26 protein-coding genes are annotated in these 23,782 nt (G+C 46.0%); 3 read left to right on the top strand and 23 right to left on the bottom strand.

Annotated features, from left to right (window positions below; translation table 11 throughout):
• Positions 1 to 6 precede the first annotated feature (6 nt).
• From ACWQXP_RS01190 to ACWQXP_RS01200, 3 genes are read right to left on the bottom strand one after another with little or no spacing between them, the layout of a single operon-like run.
• Positions 7 to 411 (bottom strand): type IV pilus modification PilV family protein, encoded by a 405-nt coding sequence (locus ACWQXP_RS01190; protein ID WP_454061001.1) that lies wholly within the window; start codon positions 409 to 411, stop codon positions 7 to 9.
• A 14-nt stretch (positions 412 to 425) separates the two neighbouring features.
• Positions 426 to 896 carry a GspH/FimT family pseudopilin gene (locus ACWQXP_RS01195; RefSeq protein WP_454061002.1) on the bottom strand — a complete coding sequence of 157 codons (471 nt, stop codon included), beginning with the start codon at positions 894 to 896 and terminating at the stop codon, positions 426 to 428.
• Positions 896 to 1,669, bottom strand: a complete 774-nt coding sequence (locus ACWQXP_RS01200) for a prepilin peptidase (RefSeq protein ID WP_454061003.1) — start codon at positions 1,667 to 1,669, stop codon at positions 896 to 898. Before ACWQXP_RS01200 ends, ACWQXP_RS01195 begins: the two co-directional genes overlap by 1 nt.
• Before the next feature lie 231 nt (positions 1,670 to 1,900).
• Here ACWQXP_RS01200 and ACWQXP_RS01205 point away from each other — a divergent pair, with 231 nt between their 5' ends.
• Entirely contained in the window at positions 1,901 to 2,143 is a 243-nt protein-coding gene (locus ACWQXP_RS01205) for a response regulator transcription factor (RefSeq protein WP_454061004.1), read from the top strand.
• Here ACWQXP_RS01205 and rlmB read toward each other — a convergent pair.
• From rlmB to fmt, 20 genes are all read right to left on the bottom strand, one after another.
• A complete protein-coding gene (rlmB, locus tag ACWQXP_RS01210; RefSeq protein ID WP_454061005.1) occupies positions 2,127 to 2,987 on the bottom strand; it encodes a 23S rRNA (guanosine(2251)-2'-O)-methyltransferase RlmB in 861 nt (286 codons plus the stop codon). The two genes, ACWQXP_RS01205 and rlmB, sit on opposite strands and share 17 nt — an antisense overlap.
• Positions 2,896 to 4,398 (bottom strand): cysteine--tRNA ligase, encoded by a 1,503-nt coding sequence (gene cysS / locus ACWQXP_RS01215; protein WP_454061006.1) that lies wholly within the window; start codon positions 4,396 to 4,398, stop codon positions 2,896 to 2,898. Before cysS ends, rlmB begins: the two co-directional genes overlap by 92 nt.
• 141 nt (positions 4,399 to 4,539) lie before the next feature.
• Positions 4,540 to 5,184 carry a YqaA family protein gene (locus tag ACWQXP_RS01220; protein ID WP_454061007.1) on the bottom strand — a complete coding sequence of 215 codons (645 nt, stop codon included), beginning with the start codon at positions 5,182 to 5,184 and terminating at the stop codon, positions 4,540 to 4,542.
• Between the two features lie 238 nt (positions 5,185 to 5,422).
• Complete coding sequence (locus ACWQXP_RS01225; RefSeq protein ID WP_454061008.1) at positions 5,423 to 6,769, bottom strand: transketolase C-terminal domain-containing protein; 1,347 nt, start codon at positions 6,767 to 6,769, stop codon at positions 5,423 to 5,425.
• A gap of 100 nt (positions 6,770 to 6,869) precedes the next feature.
• On the bottom strand, positions 6,870 to 7,631 hold the full coding sequence (locus tag ACWQXP_RS01230) for a carbon monoxide dehydrogenase beta subunit family protein (RefSeq protein WP_454061009.1): 762 nt from the start codon (positions 7,629 to 7,631) through the stop codon (positions 6,870 to 6,872).
• Positions 7,632 to 7,703: 72 nt separating this feature from the next.
• Positions 7,704 to 8,027: a pyruvate ferredoxin oxidoreductase gene (locus ACWQXP_RS01235; protein ID WP_454061010.1), complete on the bottom strand. Its 324-nt coding sequence runs from the start codon at positions 8,025 to 8,027 to the stop codon at positions 7,704 to 7,706.
• A gap of 27 nt (positions 8,028 to 8,054) precedes the next feature.
• Positions 8,055 to 8,759 carry a 2-oxoacid:acceptor oxidoreductase family protein gene (locus ACWQXP_RS01240; RefSeq protein ID WP_454061011.1) on the bottom strand — a complete coding sequence of 235 codons (705 nt, stop codon included), beginning with the start codon at positions 8,757 to 8,759 and terminating at the stop codon, positions 8,055 to 8,057.
• Between the two features lie 85 nt (positions 8,760 to 8,844).
• Complete coding sequence (locus ACWQXP_RS01245) at positions 8,845 to 9,735, bottom strand: thiamine pyrophosphate-dependent enzyme (RefSeq protein WP_454061012.1); 891 nt, start codon at positions 9,733 to 9,735, stop codon at positions 8,845 to 8,847.
• 544 nt (positions 9,736 to 10,279) lie between these two features.
• On the bottom strand, positions 10,280 to 11,260 hold the full coding sequence (locus ACWQXP_RS01250) for a M23 family metallopeptidase (RefSeq protein ID WP_454061013.1): 981 nt from the start codon (positions 11,258 to 11,260) through the stop codon (positions 10,280 to 10,282).
• A gap of 118 nt (positions 11,261 to 11,378) precedes the next feature.
• A complete protein-coding gene (cutA, locus tag ACWQXP_RS01255; protein WP_454061014.1) occupies positions 11,379 to 11,717 on the bottom strand; it encodes a divalent-cation tolerance protein CutA in 339 nt (112 codons plus the stop codon).
• A 283-nt stretch (positions 11,718 to 12,000) separates the two neighbouring features.
• A complete protein-coding gene (locus ACWQXP_RS01260) occupies positions 12,001 to 12,756 on the bottom strand; it encodes a hypothetical protein (protein ID WP_454061015.1) in 756 nt (251 codons plus the stop codon).
• Between the two features lie 402 nt (positions 12,757 to 13,158).
• Complete coding sequence (thrH, locus tag ACWQXP_RS01265; protein ID WP_454061016.1) at positions 13,159 to 13,779, bottom strand: bifunctional phosphoserine phosphatase/homoserine phosphotransferase ThrH; 621 nt, start codon at positions 13,777 to 13,779, stop codon at positions 13,159 to 13,161.
• 226 nt (positions 13,780 to 14,005) lie between these two features.
• Positions 14,006 to 14,674 carry an HAD family hydrolase gene (locus tag ACWQXP_RS01270; protein WP_454061017.1) on the bottom strand — a complete coding sequence of 223 codons (669 nt, stop codon included), beginning with the start codon at positions 14,672 to 14,674 and terminating at the stop codon, positions 14,006 to 14,008.
• Positions 14,671 to 15,225, bottom strand: a complete 555-nt coding sequence (locus ACWQXP_RS01275; protein ID WP_454061018.1) for a hypothetical protein — start codon at positions 15,223 to 15,225, stop codon at positions 14,671 to 14,673. Before ACWQXP_RS01275 ends, ACWQXP_RS01270 begins: the two co-directional genes overlap by 4 nt.
• A 55-nt stretch (positions 15,226 to 15,280) precedes the next feature.
• On the bottom strand, positions 15,281 to 15,754 hold the full coding sequence (locus ACWQXP_RS01280; protein WP_454061019.1) for a sigma-54-dependent transcriptional regulator: 474 nt from the start codon (positions 15,752 to 15,754) through the stop codon (positions 15,281 to 15,283).
• A 40-nt stretch (positions 15,755 to 15,794) separates the two neighbouring features.
• Positions 15,795 to 16,472 (bottom strand): LolA family protein, encoded by a 678-nt coding sequence (locus ACWQXP_RS01285; protein WP_454061020.1) that lies wholly within the window; start codon positions 16,470 to 16,472, stop codon positions 15,795 to 15,797.
• Complete coding sequence (locus tag ACWQXP_RS01290; protein WP_454061021.1) at positions 16,469 to 18,871, bottom strand: DNA translocase FtsK; 2,403 nt, start codon at positions 18,869 to 18,871, stop codon at positions 16,469 to 16,471. The genes ACWQXP_RS01285 and ACWQXP_RS01290 overlap by 4 nt, the downstream gene beginning before the upstream one ends.
• A gap of 131 nt (positions 18,872 to 19,002) precedes the next feature.
• A complete protein-coding gene (gene rsmA, locus ACWQXP_RS01295; protein WP_454061022.1) occupies positions 19,003 to 19,806 on the bottom strand; it encodes a 16S rRNA (adenine(1518)-N(6)/adenine(1519)-N(6))-dimethyltransferase RsmA in 804 nt (267 codons plus the stop codon).
• Between the two features lie 382 nt (positions 19,807 to 20,188).
• Positions 20,189 to 20,512, bottom strand: a complete 324-nt coding sequence (locus ACWQXP_RS01300; protein WP_454061023.1) for a hypothetical protein — start codon at positions 20,510 to 20,512, stop codon at positions 20,189 to 20,191.
• 97 nt (positions 20,513 to 20,609) lie between these two features.
• Positions 20,610 to 21,569, bottom strand: coding sequence for a methionyl-tRNA formyltransferase (gene fmt, locus ACWQXP_RS01305; RefSeq protein ID WP_454061024.1), 960 nt, complete (start codon positions 21,567 to 21,569; stop codon positions 20,610 to 20,612).
• 360 nt (positions 21,570 to 21,929) lie between these two features.
• Between fmt and ACWQXP_RS01310 the strand changes: the two genes are divergently transcribed.
• Together ACWQXP_RS01310 and ruvA are read left to right on the top strand one after the other, a co-directional pair.
• Positions 21,930 to 22,682: a YebC/PmpR family DNA-binding transcriptional regulator gene (locus tag ACWQXP_RS01310; RefSeq protein ID WP_454061025.1), complete on the top strand. Its 753-nt coding sequence runs from the start codon at positions 21,930 to 21,932 to the stop codon at positions 22,680 to 22,682.
• Between the two features lie 140 nt (positions 22,683 to 22,822).
• Complete coding sequence (gene ruvA, locus ACWQXP_RS01315; RefSeq protein ID WP_454061026.1) at positions 22,823 to 23,428, top strand: Holliday junction branch migration protein RuvA; 606 nt, start codon at positions 22,823 to 22,825, stop codon at positions 23,426 to 23,428.
• Positions 23,429 to 23,782 lie beyond the last annotated feature (354 nt).

Here is a 23,782-nt window from a genome sequence, read left to right on the forward strand (position 1 = left end):
AACGCCTTATTCAGACAGTATGGTCGAGAACGACGTCGAATGCGAACCAGCATCCCACGTCACGGTGACCGTTGCTGTTTGCAAACCCTTTCCTGGTGTTTGGGCTTCAAAAACAACGGTTCTTTGAAAGAACGGTGCGTCTCTCATAGAGCCATAGGATTCTGTACTTGCGACTATTCCCGACACGGACTGTCGGTATCCAACTCGACGTATATCTTCGAGTCGATCTTGCGCAAGGGTGGCAGCCATCGTCATTTTCTGACTAAACGTCATGCCATGAATTGACACGGTGGAAAATCCAGAAATCCCCAATATCACAACCGATATGAGGACCATGGCCATCAAGACTTCCAACAGGCTACTTCCGTGATTCGTGACAATTCTGGATGGCACCTTGAAGCCTTGCGGCATGAAAAATTTCTCGTTCATGATTTAATTGTCACTCGACCGGTAATCCCAACCGTCACACGCTTAGACCCTGCAGAATTGGAAAGGGTGACGGTTGCAAGATTGGAGGCGGTCCCACGTGGATGAAAAATTGGATGATTCGTCGTGGCAAGGCTCACATCCTCATAGTCAGTATGAATGTCGCGCATGGTCAGCAGCTCATTTGGATCAAACTTCCCATTGTTGTTGTCGTCATCAAGAATAGAATAGCGGTGCGCATCAAGAAATGTGATCCGTTGCTTGTTTCCTTGCGTCACGGCCTGAGTCTTCGCTGCCATTAAGTCTGAGACGACTTGCCGTACAGCTCCATTCAGTCGCCATTTCGGTAGCTGGGAAACGAGCCAGGATTGACTGAAAAGAACCATGATGGACAAGAGTCCTAAGACGGTCACTAATTCGATGAGACTGTATCCATTCCTTGCACGCGGCTGAGTTAAGTCAGAATTCATCAAAATCGTCCAAAATACCAAGCCATCATGTCTGTTCCAAAAAATAGCGTTAACACTGCTCCAAGCGCTAAATACGGTCCAAATGGAATATACTGCCCTCTTGTTACTATCTTAAAAACCAAGAGCCCAATTCCAATGACCGATCCAACGACCGAGGCCAACATGAGTGTCAGCAAGGCCGCTTTCCAGCCGAGAAATGCACCGACCATCGCTAAGAGTTTAATGTCACCTCCACCGATCCCTTCCTTGCCAAATAGGTATGGACTGATCCAGGCCATAAACAACAAGATCCCTCCACCCACCAACACTCCAATAAGAGAATTCACAAACCCAGTCGGCAGTACGGTCGATGCCGCAGCAACCCCGAGAACGATTCCCGGAAGAGAAATCACATCTGGAATAATCTGATGGTCCCAATCAATCCAGGTAATCGCCAAGAGCGCAGAAAACACGATCGCATAGACCACCGACTCCCATCCCCATCCAAAACGCCAGAGGATAGCCATATACCCCAACCCATTCGACAATTCAATGATTGGGTAACGAGAGAGAATCACGGCTCGACAATGTCGGCAGCGTCCCCGCAGAAATAGAAAACTCAAGACCGGGATGTTGTCATACCAGCAAATAGTCTGGTTACAATTTACGCAGGCAGATCGTGGAAATACAATGGAGAGATTTTGTGGTACACGGTGGATACAAACGGTCAAAAAACTTCCGATAATTAACCCAAAGAAAAATACCGATCCATACTCCAGCAGCAACGGTATCATGTCCATCTCCCATTCACTTTTGATATTAGTCGAATCTACGTAAAATCATGAGTTTACTTTCAGAAAGTGGCCTGCTACGATCCCCTACCTATGGCCGACTCAAATAGCTATCCTGCAGTTGAAGTGTTTGATTGTGCGGTGAGAGTCTGATGAGTCATCCGGACCGTATTTTGATTCACCATAGTTCAATCTGCTGAGTACTTTGATGCATTCATGTTAGGAATTCCACAAGTGAAAAAACGTGACCTTCCGCCAATCAAGCGTAAACGCCCAGAAGCCTTAACGGATCGGGAACAAGAAATTCTGCAGCTCATTTGGTCTGGGCTTAAGAATAAAGAAATTGCCCAGCGGCTGAAAATTAGTGTGAAGACTGTTGAGGCCCATCGGGCCAATATGATGAAGAAGGTTCGCGTATCAAATGCGGCTCAACTGCTGAATGCGGCTATTCAAGAAGGCCTCATCCAGGTAAAGTAGAACTTCCCTTCCCTCCTTCAGCCGCACGTCGCTGTCGCATTGCCTCAAACAATACAATCGCAACACTCACAGACAGATTCAGAGAATCAATTCGCCCATGCATAGGGATGAAGGCGCGCTGATCACACTTTTTCAACACACCAGGGCGAACACCGTGGCCTTCTGCGCCAAAGACCAACGCCGTCGGACCGGCAAGATCTAAGTCGGTGTAAACGACGTTCGCCATTGGATCGAGCGCATAGGTCATGACATTGGCCACTTGAAGTTTCTCTAAGAGTCGATTGGTATTGCCAGCCCGGGCAACCCGAACATATTCTATCGCTCCGGCAGATGCTCGAGCGACTCCTGCCGTTAAGCCTACCGATCGATGCTTGGGAATAAAAAGACCTTGGACGCCAGCCGCATCAGCCGTTCGGAGAATGGCACCAAGATTTTGAGGATCTTGTACGTTATCTAAGACAATAACAAATGCAGGAGGATGCTGCTGTGTGACCTGATCAAGCAACTCGTCTTCATCGACATAGGACTTGGCGGCGGCCAACCCTACGATACCTTGATGATTGCCTTCCGGAACAAGCCGATTGATTCGGTCACGAGGCTCGACTGTAATCGGAACGCCCTGTGAACGAGCAAGACGAACAATCTCCGTATACTGCGCATCTTCACGAATCAGATGAAGGCGTAAAAGGGAACGAGTGCCCGCTCGAAGGACTTCTCGAATCGTGTGCAGACCATAGACGAACTCCTGTTCGTTATCGTTTCCAGCGAGTTGTGCCGTCTGGTCGGTCTTCGAGGATGATGTCTTGGGACGCCAAGTCTTGGCGAATTTTGTCGGCCGTGGCAAAGTCTTTCCTTTTCCGGGCTTGTAATCGGTTTTCGATTTGTTGTTCAATCCACTCATTAGTGGCAGGTGCCTTAATGATAGTAGGATCTGCAGATGCACTAAACGACCTTCTAGATGTACCACTTATTTGAACTTGACTAAATTTCCAGTCTTGTACCGGAAGCTGAAAAAGACCAAGCGGAGCACCAAGCTTCTGAAAACTTTCGAAGACCTTCGTTCTACTCTGATCAGAGATCCCCACAGAAAGTAATTTATTGATTTCGCCCCGCAAGCGTTGAAACTCCGCCAAGGCTTTGGAAGTATTGAGATCATCGTCCATCGCTTGCTCGAATTGTTTTTTAAAATCCACAATCAGTTTCTCAAGAGACTGATCATTTTCTGATTGATCAGCTTGCCCAGGTTCCTCCAAACGCTTCAAAAGGCCATAAATATTATCCAAAGCTGACTTGGCCTCGGTTAATACTTTATCGGAAAAGTTGAGATCGCTTCGATAATGGGTTGATAGAAGAAAATACCTTAGCACTTCAGTCGTGACAGGTTCATTCCAGTCAAATTTCTCAAATGAATTCTCGAAAACCCCACTAATCGTGAAGAAATTCCCCAACGACTTGGACATTTTTTCTTCATCGATCGTCACAAATCCGTTGTGCAACCAATACTTGGCAAATTCTTGCCCCGTATAGGTACAGGATTGCGCCATTTCGTTTTCGTGATGAGGAAAGACCAGATCTTTTCCACCACCATGAATATCAAATGTCTTGCCAAGGTGCTTGATCGACATCGCTGAACATTCAATGTGCCACCCTGGCCGTCCAGGCCCCCAAGGACTCTCCCAACCAGGTTCCCCCGGCTTCGCGCCTTTCCATAAGGCAAAGTCCATAGGATCTTTTTTGCGTTTATCCACTTCAACTCGTGCTCCAGCCATCATTTCTTCCTTCTTACGACCAGAGAGACGCCCATAGGCTTCATAGGCGCCCACCTCGTAAAACACATCGCCCTTGACCTGATAGGCAAAACCTTTCTGAATTAATACCGCTATCATGTCAATGATTTCAGGCATATGTTCGGTTGCACGCGGTTCGACATCAGGAATCGTCACTTGTAGACGATTCATATCGCGATAATACGCGGCAATATACTTTTTGACGACATCCGTCCAAGACACACTTTCTTCTTGTGCCCTCTTTAAGATTTTGTCATCCACATCGGTGAAGTTCCGCACATATGTCACGGAATATCCTTTGTACTGAAGGTATCGATAGAGTAAATCAAACACTACGGCACTTCTGGCATGCCCCAAATGACAGTCATCATAAACCGTCACGCCGCAGACATACATTCGAACATGGTTGTCCTCAAGAGCTATAAACCGTTCTTTTTTACGGGTTAACGTATTAAAAATATTCATCATTTTTGATAACACGACGACTGAGACTCTACGTAAGAAAAAATGTACTCCAACAACTCTTAGAGAACTCAGTCATCATAAAAAATTACAATAGATTTCATTATAAAACCCCAGTATATAGTGAACGAATATCACCCACTATTTTTACAGCAACATCTTTACCAGAACAAATCCGCCGATTAACAGGACCAAAAACAAAATAGAAAACAGATCGAAATATTTTTCGAGAATGTGTTTCACCGACGGGCCAAATACTCTCAAGGCCCCACCGACTAAGAAAAACCTCAGCCCTCGACTCAAAATAGAAGCCATCACAAAGATGGCAAAATCAATATGTGTCGCTCCGGCTGCAATGGTGAATACTTTATAAGGAATTGGCGAGAACCCGGCTGCAAAGACAGCCCAAAAAGCATTGTCGCCATACAACGTTGAAACTTTCTCAAATACCTCTGGGGTGAAACCCGGCACATACGCATAAAACCAATCTGAAATAATTAACCACAGACCCATCCCAATGGCATACCCAGCCATGCCTCCCACAACGGAGCCTACGAGACAAATTCCAGCAAAACCCAAGGCACGAGAAGGTGCACCCACCCCCATCGCAATCAGGAGAACATCAGGCGGAATTGGGAAAAAAGAAGATTCAGCAAACGCAATTAATAACAACGCAATTTTTGCGTGAGGTGTAACAGCCCATTGAATGACCCATTCATAGAGAGCCCGGAATATCGACGCTGGATGGTATTGAGAACGCGAGGAAGATTTTAAAAGATTATTTGGCTGCATTGAGCGTTATAGCGAACCCAATGAATGTAATCGATGCTTATTAGGACCCGGTCTACTAGGTAAGAAGCACCTTTGAGGTCGTTCCTTCTAATGAACGGACGCAGACAATACGACTATGTCTATTATATGGGTATCTCAAGTAACTACAATTACAAGCATAAAAAAACCCGCCTCAAATTGAGGCGGGTTTTAAAAAAAATTTCGTAAATGCTGTCAATGTTCAGGGAAACAAAACTTATTAAATGTTTTGCATAAAATGGGCAACAGCATCTGGATCAACCTTACCCATAATTGCGGAAGATGGAACGGTGCTGGACTTCTTGCCCGTGAGCCCACACTCCACTTCATCGACAATCATTTCAACAGGCATGGACATTCCACCATACACATGCGGGCCAGCAACAATTTTCGCATTGGAATAACCATAGACTGCCGTAGCCACATCCTTAGCAAGCCAACCGACAAAATTAAATTCGGGAATCACAATTAACTTGGCTTTTGCACAGAGTTTTCTAAGCTCAGCCGTTGGGAATGGACGTAATGATTTTATTTTAATCAACCCAGCCTGAATTCCCTTTGCAGTACATTCGCGAACGGCTTCTTTGCATTGCGCGGCAGCACTACCTGAGGCAATAAGCAATACATCAGCATTTTCAACATTTTGAGTCTCAACTAGGCCATCCATATATTGGTCAATGTATTTTCGCGATCTCTCCACGGCTGCCCACACTTCTTGCTGCCATACCGCATGGATATTGTAAGCCATGAAATTTGACTTTTGAACTGGGGCATCTCGTGACAAACGAGCAGGAGGATTCTCTGCATCTAACACAGGGACTGCTCCCCTCCAAGCTTCACGCTCTGGAAGCTTTAATCCTTTATCCTGCATCGAACAGTAACCACGAGCATGTGTTACGAAGAAACCATCACAACATACTCCAACAGGAAGAGTGACATCATTTTTTTCACTGATGATGAATGCCTTCATAATGTAGTCAAATAAATCTTGTTGATTTTCAGCATGGAAGACAATCATTCCGCAGTGCAAGAGGTAGGCAATTTCAATATTATCAGGTTGAATAGCTAATGGAGCATTCACAACTCGACAGGTAAACATAGCCACGGCTGGAAGACGATGACCAGGCCAAGATGCAATAGGCTCAAGGCCACGAAGAGTACCAGGACCAGCGGTTGCGGTAAAACATCTAACACCAGCACGAGACCCACCAGCAATAGCTGACATCACGCCATACTCTTCTTCACCACGATAATATTCTTTCACATACCCTTCCCCATACAACACACCAATAAGCTGCATCGTTTCACTTTGAGGAGTAATCGGATATGCAATGGAAAGATCGACATTTGAACGACGCACCGCTTCCTTGGCAGCTTCACTTCCCGTGATGAACTCTTTTTCACGAGGAGCCTCATTAAACATGTATTCAGGACTGACAACTTTTTGCCTTTTGGCCTCAGCATGCGGATCCTTCTTCCCAGCTTGTGATGAAGGAGGCGCAGGAGCTGCCGTAATAGGATCGCCTTGTGGATTTGTTTTGACTTCAGGTTCCAGTGCTTCGCTCATGGGTCACCCCTCTATAACAGTTGATGGCTCTGATTATCATAAATGCATATGGTTGACTTGGTGAAAACAATTCATATTTCCTTACTTACATATCTCTTTTTTATCCTTCACTTTGCATATTTTCAGGTCGATGTCCAAAGGCTGCGGCACTAGCTCCTCCTGATTCACCCAATGGAATATTTAATGGATTCGTATGGGTTTTTCCTCCATGGACTTGAGACTGAAGACCGGTAAACCGAACATTTTCACCATTTTCCGCTACCTTAATGCCCATTTCTTCGCGAACCCGCTTAAACACTTGAGCAACACGGCGAATCTTCGCCGCATCAGAATCTCTAACCGTAAACATTGCATCTTCATGCCCTTGCTCAGCACAAATCGCAGAAGTCCAACAGTTCGTTCCGGCTCGAATCATTTTTAATGTTAAATTTGCATAATGACAATGAACGCCAATAAAAATACAGGCTTCGATCTTATTACCCCAAATTGTCAGATTCGGATGGTTTGGATTAATCATTTCCTCTGGTTCGATTTTCGGATACTTGGGCCGGTAGTCTGGCATGGGAATGATCATCACCTCAGGTAATTGAGCCGCTAGCTCTAACACAGCTTTGGCCTTGTCTGCGGCATGATCATTCCAGTTCCAAAGAACAAGAGGACCTGGAAAGATCGTTGCGTTTTTCCTGGTGAGCATGGACCTCGCCATCTCTTCCATTGCAATTTCTTCTTGAACAATATTACCAAACCTTAGACCAAATCCTGATTTTGGCGGTAGAACTCCCAACTCTGCTGCTGACGGCGGATGGAACCCTGCCGGGCCAGGCTCGACTATTCTTTCTTCTGCATCTTGAGTTGCTTCCAATTCATCACCCCATAATTTTTAAATTTTCTTGATCAAGAAAACTCAACAGCTTGCTTTCTTGTGCCCGGAAAACTACCCTCGAACAGGATTGGCCAGCTTTGCCGTTGTATTTTTTTCACCATACGTAATATTCTCCGTCAACGCCGAATCACCGACCTGATCAATCATTTCCATTTTTATCGCATTATGTTTTGCCATATTGTCGCAAACCCAAACACATTGCGCGCATCCCTTACATCGATCAACGGCGACATAAGCAGAACCATATTTCAGTCCTTTATCTTTGCCAGCCTCATTATTATACAGGATGGTGTTCGCCTCAGGGCAGTATTGTGTACACAACTTACAACTAGTGGCCGCACAAATTTCAGTATCGATATAGGCGATTAAATACATTGAATCCTCATGTTCTTAGATAAATATTTATGCCGTAGCCGCTGCAGAAGACTCAGGGACTTTTATATCCCAGCCATGCTCAACAGCATAATCCCACGCCGCCTTGACGACTGCGAGGTTTTTGCCAATAAGTTCTGACTTTTTCTTAAACTTTCTCTCCACGACACTATCTAATGCTGCGGTACCCCCAGATACGACGAATCCTTTACCTAGGAATCGGTCCTTCACGGCTTGTTCTAACGCTTCCATATTTGACAAGCCTGTAATAGCACCAATTGCTCCACACATCGCCATATTCGTGGCAAGGTCAATCCCTGCCACGTCAAGCGACAACGTCGTTGCTGGGATATAGTAAATCTTCGCATTCAGTTCTTTTAACTCGCGTTCTTGGTCTGGCTCTAATTTCATGGGAGTGTCATGATTAATTAAGGCAACCCCGTTCTTCTTCAATCCAAAATAGAACGGATTTGTGTAGCTCTTTCCATGGGTAATCACTTGGGGATGGAAAATCATAATGATATGTGGGAACGTGATCTCACCAATTTCATAGATCGGCTCATCTGAGATCCTGACATAGCTTTCTACTGGTGCCATACGTTTTTCCGAACCATAAAAAGGGACGATCGTACTTTCCCCGCCAGCATTAATCACGGCCGTACTAAAAATGTGAGAGGCAGTCACCACACCCTGCCCTCCGACACCAGCCATACGAATGTTAAATCGAACAGCCATCTTGTTGCCTCCTTAATCCTTTACTCAGGTCAAAAAACAAGAAACGTACAATTCTCATATCAATAGTTGATGATCTCTCCCATTATTAACTAACGGGTACGGCCTTGGCAGGCTTAGGGAGATACTCTTTGTACCCATACAATTCTCCCAGAGCTTGCTTCGCATCATCAGTGAGATACTCAGAGAACTTATACCGATCGTTTTCAACGTCTTTCGCATCTTCCATGACTTTGTCAGTTGGAATTGCGTATTCGATATTACAGGAGGTATAGGCTTGAATGTAGGTTGGACCAACTTCTCTGGCAATTAACACGGCTTTCTTGATCACGCTCTCGACTCGACGAGGATTATTTGGAACGACAGTAGCGACATAGGCACAACCCGCAACTTTCGCCATACCTAACATATCCATTTTTTCAAACTTCTTCCCTACAGGAGCCATCTTCAGCACTTGGCCTTTATTCGTCATACCGCTTTCCTGACCGCCAGTGTTTCCGTACACCTCATTATCCAACATAATGGTGGTAAACTTTTCTTTTCGAAACCATGAATGAAGCGTTTGAGCAAACCCAATATCGGCCATACCACCATCACCGGCCATCACCACAACATCTTTTGGTTTATCACCAAATCGAAGCTTAAGCCCTCTCGTCAGTCCGCTTGCCACACCATTCTGATCGCCGTAGTTCCCATAGACAAACGGAATAGCAGCCTGCGAGATGGCCAAACGACCACAACCGGCTGTCCCGACCGTAATGGTATCCTCGGGATTAGGGAATGCAATCATGGCTAAACGAATGAATAATGTCATGGCACATCCGGCACACATTGGATGCTCTTCAAGAATTTCCTTGAAAGTCCCGACTTGAGAAACAGAAGTCTTTTTTCCAAAAGGTCCATGATCAACCATATCTCTATATTCTTTTGGCATCCATCGATCAAAACCTGGGGTAAATTTCACATAATCGAGGCTCATATTTAATTCCTCCTTCTTCGTGTTTTAAATGGAAAACTTTGGAAAATTTTCTACGTTCTTAATATACTTCTAAAGATTACAACAAACGAAATTAGGTAGATTCACCCATACTAAAAAATAAACCTAGCAAAGAAATTCGAATGATGTCAAATAAACAGGTTATTTTAGATTTACCTTTCTGTGACATTGAAATTCATGATAAACCTGATCACGCTTCCTATTCAACTCCAAAGAAGACCCACAAGGCTAAAAAGAAGGCCTACCTAAGCCTTAAAACCTTTAGGCCTTTGGGGTCGAACACAATACACAAATGATGTCTAACAGACTAAATGAGACATCACGACCATTCACATATTTTCATGACAGGTCCTCGAGAAACGGCTGAGGCATTGGACCGGTCACTCCGTTGGTGCTGGCTTATAATAACTCTAGACGGAATATCACTGACCTAGACTGCACAACGAGAGCATGGAAAAAGTGGTGGGATGCCTACAGGAAGAAGACCGAACCGTTCGATAAAGTGGCAAAACAAAGAAATTCGAGCTTAATCGAGAATATATTGGACCGGATCAACAACACGGTCATTCACGGCGACTTGATAGTGCAAGTGTGGACCAGTTGAAAACTTTCCAGTACTGCCAACAAGCCCAATCAACATTCCTCGATTTACCTTTTGTCCGTACTTCACATTCATTTTTGAGAGATGACCATAGGTGGTTTCAATCCCAAAACCGTGATCAATACGAATAAATTTCCCCATTCTAGCGTCATAGGCAGCAACAACAACCTTACCCGCAGAAGGCGCTCGAACTTCTGTTCCTCTCGGAGAACCAATATCTATACCAGCATGTAAGGCTTTTTTTCCGGTAAAAGGAGAAACACGTGGTCCAAATTTCGAAGTGATAACCCCCTTGACCGGCCAAATGGATGGCGTGGAGGCCCAACGTTCAGCCCGAAGATTTGCTGTATTCAACAAAGTATCAAGAATATTTTTCTCGACCTTCGACTGCGCATCAATCCAGCGAAGACCCACTTCGATGGCCCGGATTCTTTCATGCGCTGTTGGTTCTTCACCAGTGGCAGTTGAATAAACCTTAGCGTCAAGAACTTGCGTATCAATCTCAGAACTCATGGAATGGCCGTCGTATGGGAACTCTTCACCCCCTTGACCAGGAATAGAGTTTGGTACCCCTTCAATTTCATCAGGCTCTAAGCCAAACATCGTCTGAAGCTTCCGATTGAGATGCTCTAACGACACCATTCGCTTTTTCATACTGTCAACTTCAACACCAAAAATTCCGGTCCGCTCACGTGAGGTTGCTAACTCGTTCCGAAGTCCATCCAATTCAGCTAATTGACTTCTTTGGTAGACATAATGAGTCAAAATTCCACTCTGGAGAACCAATAAACAGAGCCCAGCAATAAGCGAATAGCGTACGGTGGACTTCCGAAACTTCATGCGCAGTGGATTCGAGCGAGCTCCGCGAAAAACAATGATTGAGTAGCTTTCTTCAGAACCTTGCATTGCTTACCTTTTGCCTAGTAAGTGATCACCAGTTTGGACTTTTCTTTAAGAGAATGACCATCTCTTAGATTACCAATATACGTATATAATTTCTACCCTCTGGGAAGATTAATGACCGTCACGTTTTTTTGTTTAACTTCGGCTTTACCATTTGTCCCAACCAGGCCAAATAGTCAGAAGATCCTGATTGAATGGGTAGTGCGATAATTTCAGGAACACTATAGCTATGAAGCCGCTTAATCGCAGATTCCAACAGATCAAATACTTCGGCTTTCGTCTTGATAATGAGAAGAGATTCCTGTTCTTCCGTCACTTTTCCTTCCCAATCAAACACCGACTGTATTGTTGGAATAATATTCACGCAAGCGGCGATCTTGTCCTCCACTATACGCCTGGCAATGAGCCTTGCCTCAGTCTCAGACGCTGCAGTGACCAAGACTACTATTTCTCCAGACATAATTCCATTCTGTCATTTGCTTAAGGATTACTACAAAAAGTCTTAAAATTTCCTATATTCAGAATAAATTCCGCACGACATTCATCAATTTGCAGTTTGCCTACATAAGGATTTATCGGCTGATTCTTTCGATTCCTAAAGCCTTGGAAACTCAATAAGTTCTGACAACTTCACGAAACTTCACGTCGACGAATTTGAACGCACTCACAGGAATGATCGAAACAATAAAATAATACAAATTGCCACTTAGCTTATCGCCTCATCAACATGAGTACTTCCATCATTAATTTCCAGGGTTCAGACGTTCCGGGTCTTCATCCACAAGTTGGACTAAATCAATAATCGCAGGTCGTAAAGCCTCCTGCAGCGCACCAGGATAACTCTGGACAGCATCTTCAAGGTTGTAATAAGGACTGTCGTACTTCTCGCCTTCATACTCCATCGCCATACTCCATAAAACCTTTGAAGGATCAGACGCTGGCGTTAAACGTAAATCTAACTCAACGGCTGTTTCGGTTTCTCCCATCGGTGCTCCTAAGAACCAAAACACAACACCAATAGGTCCTAAAAAGTAGGTGTCAAGACGACGCTTCCACTCCGTGGATTGTAAACGCCCTCGAAAGACTAAATCTGCGGGAGCCGCTTTGTCATTTTCAGCAAATGCGACGGATGAAAAGAGTCCAGCTTCTTGTAATTCTGCCACCGCAGCTTTCGCAAAGTCATTGGGAGGATCAAAATTCACGACATCAACCTCTTCTGGGTGTACAGCTTCTTCTGGTCGATCATATGCTGTTTCACCATAACGGACTAAAGGAATTGAGGCCTTCCAATATTCTTCTTTCATATCTTTCCCTCGAAGATCTTCAAAGGGTAAGACGACCGCCTTCGCAGAAAGCGGCATTTTGGCTTTCGTATTGAGAAACGCTCCGGTTGAAGACGGAGGATACTCCCAATTTCGGTTCCCTAAACAACCGGCAAGCAGGCCTAGACTCAGTATAATAACCAAACCACGAAACGTTTTTGCGAGAGAAGAGCTCATTCGCATTCTCCTTTCTAAACTGGGTAAGGAACGATAGGATCACATCATAAGATTGGCCATCTTCAACGACATCGTATGTTTATGAAGGCCGGTGCTTGTTAATGATCGAGTTTTGCGTCACTGATATGCGAGGGAGAGGGAATACACCATGTACAAAGCACAAGGAATTGAGACTCTCATGGGACATCACCATAGTACTTTGACATACCAAGGAGCCTTTCCAAAGACCACGAATCATGGATTCGGCAGAAGAGCCTGCAAGCCAGGGTCAGTGAATTGATGGCAAAGTGTACGGCTACAGACTCGTCGCTAGCCTTTGGAGAGCATCCTGCAGTCTCCTTTAAAACGGTTGCAAACAGAGCATCACACCTGTCGCAACACCTATAGGCACGGTAAGGAACTTCACCCTGCAAACCCGCCAGCATGTGCGAGTTGCTTTTGAAAGTCCTCATATGTTCGCGTAACAGGGAATTGTGGAAACTCACCTTGGATCGTCTCAGGAGGACAGAAAAAAATTCCCGCATCCGCCTCCTTCAACATCGATATATCATTATAGGAATCGCCTGCCGCGATGACCCGAAATCCAATATTTTTTAATGCCTGAACGGCATGTCGTTTTTGATCAGGCATACGAAGATGGTACTGACTAATAAACCCATCGTTATCAACTTCCAACGAATGGCAAAAAATTGTCGGATAGTTCAACTGTTTCATTAATGGCGAAACGAACTCATAGTATGTGTCAGAGAGGATAATAACTTGGCTTCGCTCTCTTAACCAGGCAAGAAATTGCGGCGCACCTTCTAATGGAGATAATCCCTCGACAATCTTCCTAATATTCTGCAAGGTAATGCCATGCTCTCGCAGGACGAGCAATCGTTTCTGCATGAGTTCATCATAATCAGGAATATCCCGTGTCGTCATCTTCAGATCTTGAACCTTAAAATGATCAGCCACGGCAAGCCAAATTTCCGGAGCCACCACCCCTTCCATGTCCAAACACGTTACAAGCGGATTAGTCATAACCATCCTTTAATTTTTATGTCAGTCCGTTATACTCGCACCCTCTAATTTTCAGGCCATCATAAAGAAAAGCACTTCATCTTACAACCGTGAATACTATCCGTGCATCGGACCAAAAAACAGAATTTTCAGGGCAAATTCACGGATTGAAAACGTATTTTCACGCTTAGAAATCAGATGCTGCTGACCAGGTATAATCCGGACACTAATGCCTACACCATATCTATCACCCGACGATCATCCTAAACAGATCCTCTGGAGTTTCGCAGTAAAAATCTGGGCATAAAGCCGTCACTTTGGCTTGATTTCCATAGCCATACCCCACCGCGCAAACTTTGACCCCAATGGCTTGTGCCGCCCGGACATCATTCGTGCTGTCTCCAACCATCAACGTTCGATCAGCAGGCACATTTAGTGCCTCAAGGACTCTAAGAAGCATGCCCGGATCTGGCTTTAACTCGGAGCTATCTCGCGGACTTTCAATAGCCGAAAAATGAACGGCAGCACCAAGCCCTTGAATAATCTGCAATGTATATTCCAGCGTTTTATTGGTCACCACAGCACATTGTCGTCCATCAAGATGGGAAAGCAGGTCTCCAACCTTCGGATAAAATTCCGTGTTGTCCAAACAATGCGCGAGGTAGTGCGTGCGGAAGATACGTAGCGCTTCCTCATACTGTGCAGTCTTCCCCTCACCGACCGAGAGTCGTAACAGCTGCTTCACTCCATCGCCGACAAAACTGAATATTTCCTCAAGCGTTCGTTGTGGCAGTCCCAAATCACCCAGCGTGAGGTTCACGGCATTGGCAATATCCACCTTCGAATCAATGAGCGTGCCGTCTAAATCAAAGAGAATAAGCTCCACCTGCTTGTGATCAAATTCTTGCTGCATCATGGCGCCTGCAGTAATTGCTCACGAAGTTGCTGAAATTTCTTTTTTTTCATTTCCTCAGTTTCCTGTAATTGAGCCAAGCGAATGAAGTTCACTAACCGTTTCTTCCCGACATGAGGCGGCAGCATCGGGGCGACAATTCGCCAACGCTCATGAATCGCCTTGACATGAAAATACTCAAGATAGATCTGTGGTTCAGAGAGAAACGTGGCGGTCTCCCAATACATGGTCCCAACAACATCAAACGTCACGGGAATGAGCATTTCCGTGCTCGTAAGAATTTCCCATTGCCCCACATCTTCAATCACATGAAATTCCGAAATGACCACAACCCGGCCCCATGCCGGCTCCTCTTTCCAAGACACAAACGGGGCCAGCACTTCCTGAGAGTCGACCTCAAGTCTGGCTCCGCGTTTATCCAACGACAAATACTTTTCAACAAATTGACTTGGATCGTTCTTTATGTCTCCGGAAAACGCGTGAATCTCGATTGGACACCAAATGGCTCCCAACCCAACGATCACCAATTGGCACCATCGAAGAAACCGTTTCATGGAAAATCAGGCAGGTGAATACCACAATAGGTGAACAAACAAAGGAAGGGGGACATTACCCTTTCAACAGAATGACCAGGATAATGCCAAGGAGAAGCCATAATGGGATGGAAAGCATGAGACCCCACACAAGCCCCTGTGAGGTTTTTAAACGACCCTTCAACTTGCGCTTTTCAACGGCCTTTGCAACTCGCGTCTTGACCTCCTCAAGATGAAACGGTTTGGTAATATAGTCATCAGCGCCAAGACTGATGGACCCGACAGCCGTACTGATTGATGGATGTCCGGTAATCATCAAAAAAATAATGTCGTCGTTCACTTCACGAATCCGTTTTAATAGTTCCATGCCATCCATATCCGGCATAATCAAATCTGCCAAAATAATGTCGACGTTATCTTGTTGATATTTTTTCAGCGCTTCCACGCCATTTTCGGCCATTGCCACCGAATATTCAAGGGTTTCAAGATATTCGGCCAGAGCCTCTCGGACACCTCGGTCATCGTCAACCACTAGGACTCGCTCAGCCATTGTCAATCATCTTCCCCCGCACAGGGCATTGATTCATTGATTACATTGTTGGCGCGTCAACAACCACCACATCATCAGGCATCGTTAGTCGCAACACCTTCGTGTCAAGTCCTTGGTTGGTGCGAATATTTGAAAACTGTAAGGTAGAAATATTTCCCGTTTTCTCGTACAGCACAATCTGACGAATCAGATGAGACTTCGGCTCGATGGTAAGCTCAATACGAGTCACGGTTGAGGTTGATTGATCTGCAGGCTTCGGCATCAGGACAACAAGAGGGAGCTCGCCATGCTCTTTCTTCTGATCAGGAGAATCCGAAATATCAAACTGCTCACCAAGTTTTCCCACGCCCTGCAATAGCGTGAGCGGAGCCTTTGAGGCCGCCATCTGCGTCAGATTGCCTTTGACCACCTGTTGGTGTTCAGGCACATACCACATGACTTGATCGCCTTCAACGAGAATTTGCTCGACATTGGGCTTCTGATAATCCCAGCGAAGCAATCCCGGTTTTTTCAGTAGCACTCGTCCAGACGAAGAAAGTCGACTCTCAAAGCCTTCGATTTGCGTTTCTTGAGAAAACTCTGCTTGTAAATCTTGAGTCTTCAGATATCGGGCATCGACTTTTTTGACTAGGGCCTCAACTTCTGCCAGAGAGGCAAGAACGATTGCCTGGCCGCTCCAGAAGAAAAGAATCAGGCTGACCACCATGGCACGCTTCATCCAGCCTCTCCAATCACGGCCTGGCGAGTCAATACTTCCCGACGCCCATCCCTGCCTGGCGCACTCACCAACCCCTCCCCTTCCATTTGTTCAATCATTCGAGCGGCCCTAGGATAACCGACCCGAAGACGTCGCTGAATAAACGACGCGGACGCGTGACCTGACTCCAACACAACTTCTCGTGCCCGCTCGTAGGTTTCATCACGCTCTTCATCCTCTTTCGTCGTCTCCTGACTCAAGAAAAACTCTTCATCTTCATAGACCGGTGCAGCCTGTTGCTTCACCCAGTCGACCACTTCGCGAACTTCATCATCGGACACAAACGGACCATGTAATCGAGTAATTCGACCAGAACCAGAGGCCATATAGAGCATATCCCCTTTGCCTAAAAGCGTTTCAGCTCCATTAGCATCCAGAATCGTGCGTGAATCAATCTTCGAAGAGACTTGATAGGCAATTCTCACCGGAAAGTTTGCCTTGATCAGCCCGGTGACCACATCAACCGAAGGCCGTTGAGTCGCAAGAATGAGGTGAATACCGGAAGCTCTCGCCATTTGGGCCAAACGCGCAATACGATCCTCAACTTCCTTGGGAGCCACCATCATCAGGTCCGCAAATTCATCAATGACCACCACGATATAAGGAAGATGGACCAACGGTTCATCTGCGGCAGAATCATCAGTTGATGACTCACTATCATCTGACGCATTGGCTAACTGGACTTTCTTCTTCACCGGTTTTAATGAACGTGGAGTGTGCTGCTGATCGGCGACTTTTCGATTGTACGCATCAATACTCCTTACACCATGTTCAGCCAACATTCGATACCGACGTTCCATTTCCTGCACCACCCACGTCAACCCTCGCGCCGCGGACTTTGGATCCGTGATCACGGGACGAATGAGGTGCGGAACCCCATCATAGACCTGAAGCTCTAATACCTTGGGATCAATGAGCAACAATTTGACTTCATCTGGATGTGCCGTAAAGAGAATATTGAGCAACATGCAATTGAGGCCAACACTTTTCCCCGCTCCAGTGGCGCCAGCGACTAAGAGATGTGGCATGGTTCGCAGGTCGGCAACCACAGGGTGGCCATATATATCTTTGCCCAATGCAAGCGCCAGCCTTGCTTGAGAACGCACAAAGGCAGGACTGGTTAACATATCCTTCAAGGATACGGTCTCCCTAATCGGATTCGGCACTTCGATTCCAACGGTCGACTTTCCAGGCAGAGGCGCAACCACACGAACCTTAAGCGCTTTGAGTGCCATGGCTAAATCATCAGCTAAATTCACAATCCGGGAAACCTTAATCCCTGGTCCCGGAGCAAATTCATACATCGTAATGACAGGACCCGGATGAACTTCAGTCACTTTTCCTTCGATGCCAAAATCCTCCAAGGTCTGGGTCAGCACTTGAGATTGTGTTTCTAACACTTGATCGGTTTGACGAGAAGAACGGCCCGGCACAGAGGTGAGGAGTTCTTCTGGCGAAGGCGGTCGATAGGTCTTGGACACTGAGCCATAGACAGGAACGGACGGGCGTCGGGGGGAAGCAGTCTGAGAATCATCGGCTTCAAGAATAGTCGAAATTTCTTCCGTTTTCTGTGGCTGCTCTTCAGGTGTTTTTTCTGACCGTTTAAAGTTAAGCAGGCCTCCAATTCCTCCGCGGATCGGCGTAGAGCGGTTAATTTTCACAGCTTTATTGGGCTTGACCGTCTTATTCTGTTCTCGCTCAATGGCACGGCGAGCCATTCGTTCCTGCATCGCGTCTTTCGCAGCACCACTCCATTGGGTAAGACGACGAGCCGTTCCTGGGATAGAGGTCGGTGAAAGCAACACCAGCGAGACTACAAGGCCAGCAACAAGCAAAATATGACTGCCAAGATAGGCAAAGTTTTGCTCTAAGAGTAACGTGAGCCAATACCCGCTCATTCCTCCAGCCATCCCGATGCCTACAGGAACATCACTGATCATGGGAACAGAGGCAAAGCGAAGCTGAAAGAGCGCACTAAGAGAGACAATGGCAAAAACAGCGCCTAATCCATGATGGACTTTTAAGTGAATGTCCTCGCTTGTCCACGCTCGAATCCCCAACATGACTAATAAAATCGGTGCCAGATACGCTGCTCCCCCGATCACTCCTATGAGAACAAATGCTAATGTGGATCCAACTTTTCCGATCCAATTATGCAATCCTTGAGATTCAGAGTAACGACTGAACGGATCTTGTGGGTCAAACAAAGTTGGGTCTTGAGGATGAAACGATACGACTCCCAGAAATAACAAGACCCCGAGCGTGGTCAAAAGAATACCGATGATTTGCGCAGTTAATGGCGAAATTCCTGGCTTTTGACCCTTCTTTCCAGAACGGGTCGTACTAGGGAAGATACTCATACCATAAATCCTAGCATAGGTGTTTCTCTTTAGCAAACAAACCATAGACCGCAAGGCGTTCCACCTTTTCCAATTTCAAGCATGTTTATTGTCGATTAATGTGGACTAAGGGGTAGGGGGAAGAAGAGAAATTATCGGTAAGGGAGCACACGAGCCAATCGTTGAAAATCTTGAACCATTAACGTTTCCGCACGACGCCCCCCATGGATGCCCGTACCGTCAAAAACCGACTTCAGCACATTGGCTGCCATTCCAGCATCACGCATCGCATTCAATAACGTTTTCCGACGATGACTGAATGCGGCTTTCACAACTCGAATAAACTGCGCAATATCCTCTGGAGAATCCATCTCATCCACGGGCTTGAGACGTAACTCAACAATGGCCGATTCTACATCAGGCCTGGGACGAAAGCAGGTCCTTGAAACCTTAAAGGCTAAGTCGACATCAGCAAAATACTGCGCCAGGACAGAAAGGACACCGTAGTCGCGAGTTCCTGTTTTTCCGACTAACCGTTTCGCCACTTCGAGTTGAACCATCAAAATCATTCGGTCAATCGAGGCTCGTGCCTCGAAGAAGGTAAATAGCAGCGGTGTGGAAATGTTATAAGGAAGATTGGCGACAACCACAGTCTTCGGCGGAAGCGTCTGGTAGGGATAAGCCAAGGCATCACCCAAGGACAGCTCAAGATTGGAATAATGCGTGAGGTCTTGTTGTAGATAGTGAAAGAGTTCCGTATCGATCTCAATGGCTAGAACGCGGGAAGCCACCTGGCACAGCGCTCCGGTGAGTGCACCACGGCCAGGGCCGATTTCCACGACCGTTTCATCAGGACGAAGAGCCGCACGTGCCACAATTTTCTTGACAATGTTCTGATCAATGAGAAAGTTTTGACCAAATCGCTTACGGGGATACGGAAGACTAGATAAAGACATGAGAGAAGGATTTCTTGTCGCGGGAGTGAATCCACCTTTTAAACAGTTAATCGAACTGAGCCAACATCAAGGTTTCGCTAGGAACTAATTTCCACAAAATCATGATTCCCGCTTTGGACCAGTAAGAAGGTGGCGACATCAGAGGATGCGGTCACAACTCGATGTTTGACCATTGGCTTGATTTCGTAATGCTCTCCAGGCGCCAAGCAGATATTGAGGTTGGCGCCTCTACAGTGAACCTCATTGTCCCCGCGTAAATAGATACATTTTCAGTGATCTGAGTGTGGTAATGCCACGGAGATTCTTCATGAATTTGAAGAGTGATTTCAGCAATGTTCGCATTCTGAGTGCCAATGAAATCTTCACGTTGACTCAAAACTGCTTACCCCTCATCCGGCAATCCATGCGTTTGAATATCTTTGAGTAATTTTTTGAGATGACGACGACACATATCGACATCATCTGACAACTCATCAAATAGATCTCCCACAATATACGAAGTTTCAAGCCAATCTTTTGCTAATTGCTTTTCAATCGATTCACTAATTTTTCCCTTCAATGAATCTAACGCTTCTTTTTTCCACTTAACCACCTGATCTCGGCCTTGAACCGCGTTCAATGCCTCCAACGCTTTTTCGTGAATTTGCTCAAGTTCTTTGAGTTTAAGGAGAATAAAATCAATTGCTTCCTGTTCACGCTCAGTCATGATGAACTCCTTACCCAATAATAACTCAGAACATCTATTGTTCGTTGTTCAATTCTTATGAAAAGCCTCCAAAGAGGGTCAACGGGACCCCCGAGACTCATGACTCGTGATGATCCGTCAAACGCATACCGGGCGTTAACTGATAGCCTGCCAAAAATTGCCCAACATTCATACGCTTTCGATTGGCCATTTGCAGTTCTGTAATCCCAAGAACACCCGCTCCAGTCTTGACCATGATTTCATATTTGTCTACTTTCACGATCGTGCCAGGCCTATCTGAGGAGGTCTCAGTCTCTGGACCATCGTCATGCGGGATAGTCTTCCAGATCGACAGCCGGTCTTTTTGACAAAACGTATAGCCCCCCGGCCATGGAGACAGGCCTCGAATCCGGTTGTGGATCGTCATAGCAGGTTGACTCCATAGAATCGCACCATCTTCTTTGCGCAACATCGGCGCCATAGTGGCTTGTGTGCCATCTTGAATAGTCGGAGTCACGTGATTGGACTCCCATAGACGAAGGGTTTTCAGTAATACCTGTCCTCCGACTTGGGCCAACCGATCAGAAAGGTCCTTTGCGGTATCTTCAGGCTCGATCGGTACCGTTTCCTGCAGTAAAATTGGTCCGGTGTCCATACCTTCATCCATCAGCATCGTGGTGATCCCCGTCTCCGTTTCACCATTGATCAAGGCCCATTGGATCGGTCCTGCACCGCGATATTTCGGCAATAACGAAGAGTGAACATTCAGACAGCCGCGTGGCGGAAGATCGAGTATGATCTTCGGTAAAATTCTTCCAAATGCCGCGACCACAATGACATCAGCCTGCCAAGCTTGCAAGGCAGACAAGAATTCGGGCTGTTTCATTTTCTCTGGCTGGAGAATAGGAACATCATGTGTCATCGCCAATTGCTTCACGGGTGAAGGACTCACAGTTTTCCCACGACCTCGCGGTCGGTCAGGCTGTGTCACAACCCCGACAACCGAGTACTCTGAATCAATAAGCGCGGCCAAGGTTGGCACGGAAAAATCTGGTGTCCCCATAAAAATTACGCGCATGGGCATTCCTTTTAGCCGTTCCATTACACGTCCATAGTTCGCCGTGCATAATCGCGCTTTATTAGCGAATATACTTCGACTGAAAATTGCGTGAGTTCGCTATAACAGTTCCATTTCCACGAATCAATGAAATGCTTCAAACGCAGAGCAATCCCAATATCCGCTGGTACAACATCCACAAACCAAACCTTGCGATAGCATCACATGGATAATACGTAGTAACTACTATGCCTTACATTGACTCCCTCTTCGACCCTATGATACAAATTTTTTCCTAGATGTGAGTACTTTAAATAAGTTCTCCAACAGAGCCAAAGTTTCAACTGATAGAGTTTCTTCTGCGAGATAAGGTCAGACATCATGGGTGGTCATAGTCATTGGTCGACAATCAAGCGTCACAAAGGTGCGCAAGACGCCAAACGGGGCAAAATTTTCACTCGTGTCATTCGAGAAATCTCCATCGCGGCTCGAAGTGGAGGAGACCCCGATGGAAACCCTGCCCTCCGGCAAGCTATCGCCAAATCCAAAGAAGTGAACATGCCAGCCGACACCGTGAAACGTGCAATTCAGCGCGGGACCGGAGAACTCCCAGGTATGGAGGTCGAAGAATTCTTTCTTGAAGGATACGGACCTGGTGGGACGGCGATTTTATTAGAAGTGATGACAGATAATCGAAACCGTACCGTAGCAGAAGTCCGCAGTATGTTTACCAAGAACAACGGCAACATGGCCGAAGCTGGTGCCGTTGCTTGGCAATTTGAAAAAAAGGGCCTGCTAATTGTTGAACAAGATAAAGTGGATGAAGATCAGTTATTCACTCTCGCCGTGGAAGCTGGGGCCGAGGATGTTAAACAAAGCCCCGAGTCCTTTGAAGTCATCACCTCACCAACTGAATTTGAAGCGGTCAAAGCCGCCTTAGTCGAAGCTGAAATACCAGCAACCTTTGCTGAAGTCACGTTCTTGCCACAAAACCATATTCAACTCGACGAAAAAGCCGCGGAACAGGCATTGAAACTTGTCGAAATTATGGACGACCATGACGACATTCAAAAAGTCCATGCCAATTTCGATATCTCAGATGAGATCATGGAAAAGCTTGCCTCAGTCGGTTAGTTAAGATCTTTCCTCTTCTAGCTTCAAACTCACCCACACAAACCCTGACGACGTTTCGAGTTGAACTGAATAGACTTTCTCTATCCTCAGCGATAAGCTGAACCCACTTGCAATGCAAATACTTTGGAGACAGGTAATTTATGATCGCACGACTCACCGGCCAACTTCTTTCAAAATCACCGTCAACGATCATCCTTGATGTCCAAGGGGTCGGCTATGAAATTTCTATAGCCTTGAGTACCTACTTTTCCCTTCCCCACTTGAAGGATTCTGTCACACTCGCCATTTCCACTCACATACGAAATGACACGATTCAGTTATTTGGTTTCCTCACACCGGCAGAAAAAGAAACCTTCACCTTACTGACCGGTATCAGTGGAATTGGACCCAAATTGGCTCTGAGTGCACTGTCAACGTTAAATGTGAAAGATATTCTTTCAGCGATTCAACGCAATGATGTGGAGAGATTGTCATCTACCCCAGGAATCGGCAAAAAATCCGCAAGTCGCATTGTGCTGGAACTCAAAGATAAAGTAGCTAAATATATCTCGACGGACGCTCTGCCAGGCGAACAACTTCCCGCTGAAGATACGGTACAAGCCGATGCCGAATCAGCCTTAACCAATCTTGGGTATCGCCCTCTTGATGTCCAGAAGGCGATTAAACGAAGTCGAGAAAAATTGGACGATCCCTCAAACCTTGAACTCATCATTCGCGAATCCCTTAAAGTGTTAGCCAAAAATTAATCTTGGCCTCAAATGCCTCGCCTTGCACAGATAGCCCTTGTGCACTTCTGCCTTCACAGTTGCTCAAAGGAGTCATTGATACAGGCATTAGGGTTAAAACTTCCCCCTACAGAGCATCACACTCTTCTGACGCATCCTCCAAAGCCCAAGCACCTTAGTTTCAGTTTCAGCATTAGAAACAATCAAGACAAGCGTAATGTTGAATCGAGGTATGTCTATCTTGGTTATCGTTCCGTGCGATAGAAAATAGACGAGAGCCTACAACAACCCTTCCCAATGTACCTCATCTACAAATGCCTCGAACGGCATTGTCAAAGTTCAAAATAACGTGAAGCTATTCATGACAGCTTCATG

Source organism: Candidatus Nitrospira salsa, from assembly GCF_965152625.1.

What these genes read in the sequence shown, in the direction of transcription:
- ruvA (WP_454061026.1), top strand. Translation starts at nt 22,823, where the DNA reads ATGATCGCACGACTCACCGGCCAACTTCTTTCAAAATCACCGTCAACG.
- ACWQXP_RS01300 (WP_454061023.1), bottom strand. Translation starts at nt 20,512, where the DNA reads ATGACTGAGCGTGAACAGGAAGCAATTGATTTTATTCTCCTTAAACTC.
- ACWQXP_RS01240 (WP_454061011.1), bottom strand. Translation starts at nt 8,759, where the DNA reads ATGGCTGTTCGATTTAACATTCGTATGGCTGGTGTCGGAGGGCAGGGT.
- thrH (WP_454061016.1), bottom strand. Translation starts at nt 13,779, where the DNA reads ATGACTAATCCGCTTGTAACGTGTTTGGACATGGAAGGGGTGGTGGCT.
- ACWQXP_RS01310 (WP_454061025.1), top strand. Translation starts at nt 21,930, where the DNA reads ATGGGTGGTCATAGTCATTGGTCGACAATCAAGCGTCACAAAGGTGCG.
- ACWQXP_RS01290 (WP_454061021.1), bottom strand. Translation starts at nt 18,871, where the DNA reads ATGAGTATCTTCCCTAGTACGACCCGTTCTGGAAAGAAGGGTCAAAAG.
- ACWQXP_RS01190 (WP_454061001.1), bottom strand. Translation starts at nt 411, where the DNA reads ATGCCGCAAGGCTTCAAGGTGCCATCCAGAATTGTCACGAATCACGGA.
- ACWQXP_RS01285 (WP_454061020.1), bottom strand. Translation starts at nt 16,472, where the DNA reads ATGAAGCGTGCCATGGTGGTCAGCCTGATTCTTTTCTTCTGGAGCGGC.
- rsmA (WP_454061022.1), bottom strand. Translation starts at nt 19,806, where the DNA reads ATGTCTTTATCTAGTCTTCCGTATCCCCGTAAGCGATTTGGTCAAAAC.
- ACWQXP_RS01200 (WP_454061003.1), bottom strand. Translation starts at nt 1,669, where the DNA reads ATGATACCGTTGCTGCTGGAGTATGGATCGGTATTTTTCTTTGGGTTA.
- ACWQXP_RS01260 (WP_454061015.1), bottom strand. Translation starts at nt 12,756, where the DNA reads ATGAGCTCTTCTCTCGCAAAAACGTTTCGTGGTTTGGTTATTATACTG.
- ACWQXP_RS01235 (WP_454061010.1), bottom strand. Translation starts at nt 8,027, where the DNA reads ATGTATTTAATCGCCTATATCGATACTGAAATTTGTGCGGCCACTAGT.
- ACWQXP_RS01275 (WP_454061018.1), bottom strand. Translation starts at nt 15,225, where the DNA reads ATGAAACGGTTTCTTCGATGGTGCCAATTGGTGATCGTTGGGTTGGGA.
- cysS (WP_454061006.1), bottom strand. Translation starts at nt 4,398, where the DNA reads ATGATGAATATTTTTAATACGTTAACCCGTAAAAAAGAACGGTTTATA.
- ACWQXP_RS01220 (WP_454061007.1), bottom strand. Translation starts at nt 5,184, where the DNA reads ATGCAGCCAAATAATCTTTTAAAATCTTCCTCGCGTTCTCAATACCAT.
- ACWQXP_RS01245 (WP_454061012.1), bottom strand. Translation starts at nt 9,735, where the DNA reads ATGAGCCTCGATTATGTGAAATTTACCCCAGGTTTTGATCGATGGATG.
- cutA (WP_454061014.1), bottom strand. Translation starts at nt 11,717, where the DNA reads ATGTCTGGAGAAATAGTAGTCTTGGTCACTGCAGCGTCTGAGACTGAG.
- ACWQXP_RS01225 (WP_454061008.1), bottom strand. Translation starts at nt 6,769, where the DNA reads ATGAGCGAAGCACTGGAACCTGAAGTCAAAACAAATCCACAAGGCGAT.
- ACWQXP_RS01195 (WP_454061002.1), bottom strand. Translation starts at nt 896, where the DNA reads ATGAATTCTGACTTAACTCAGCCGCGTGCAAGGAATGGATACAGTCTC.
- ACWQXP_RS01270 (WP_454061017.1), bottom strand. Translation starts at nt 14,674, where the DNA reads ATGATGCAGCAAGAATTTGATCACAAGCAGGTGGAGCTTATTCTCTTT.
- ACWQXP_RS01280 (WP_454061019.1), bottom strand. Translation starts at nt 15,754, where the DNA reads ATGGCTGAGCGAGTCCTAGTGGTTGACGATGACCGAGGTGTCCGAGAG.
- ACWQXP_RS01250 (WP_454061013.1), bottom strand. Translation starts at nt 11,260, where the DNA reads ATGCAAGGTTCTGAAGAAAGCTACTCAATCATTGTTTTTCGCGGAGCT.
- fmt (WP_454061024.1), bottom strand. Translation starts at nt 21,569, where the DNA reads ATGCGCGTAATTTTTATGGGGACACCAGATTTTTCCGTGCCAACCTTG.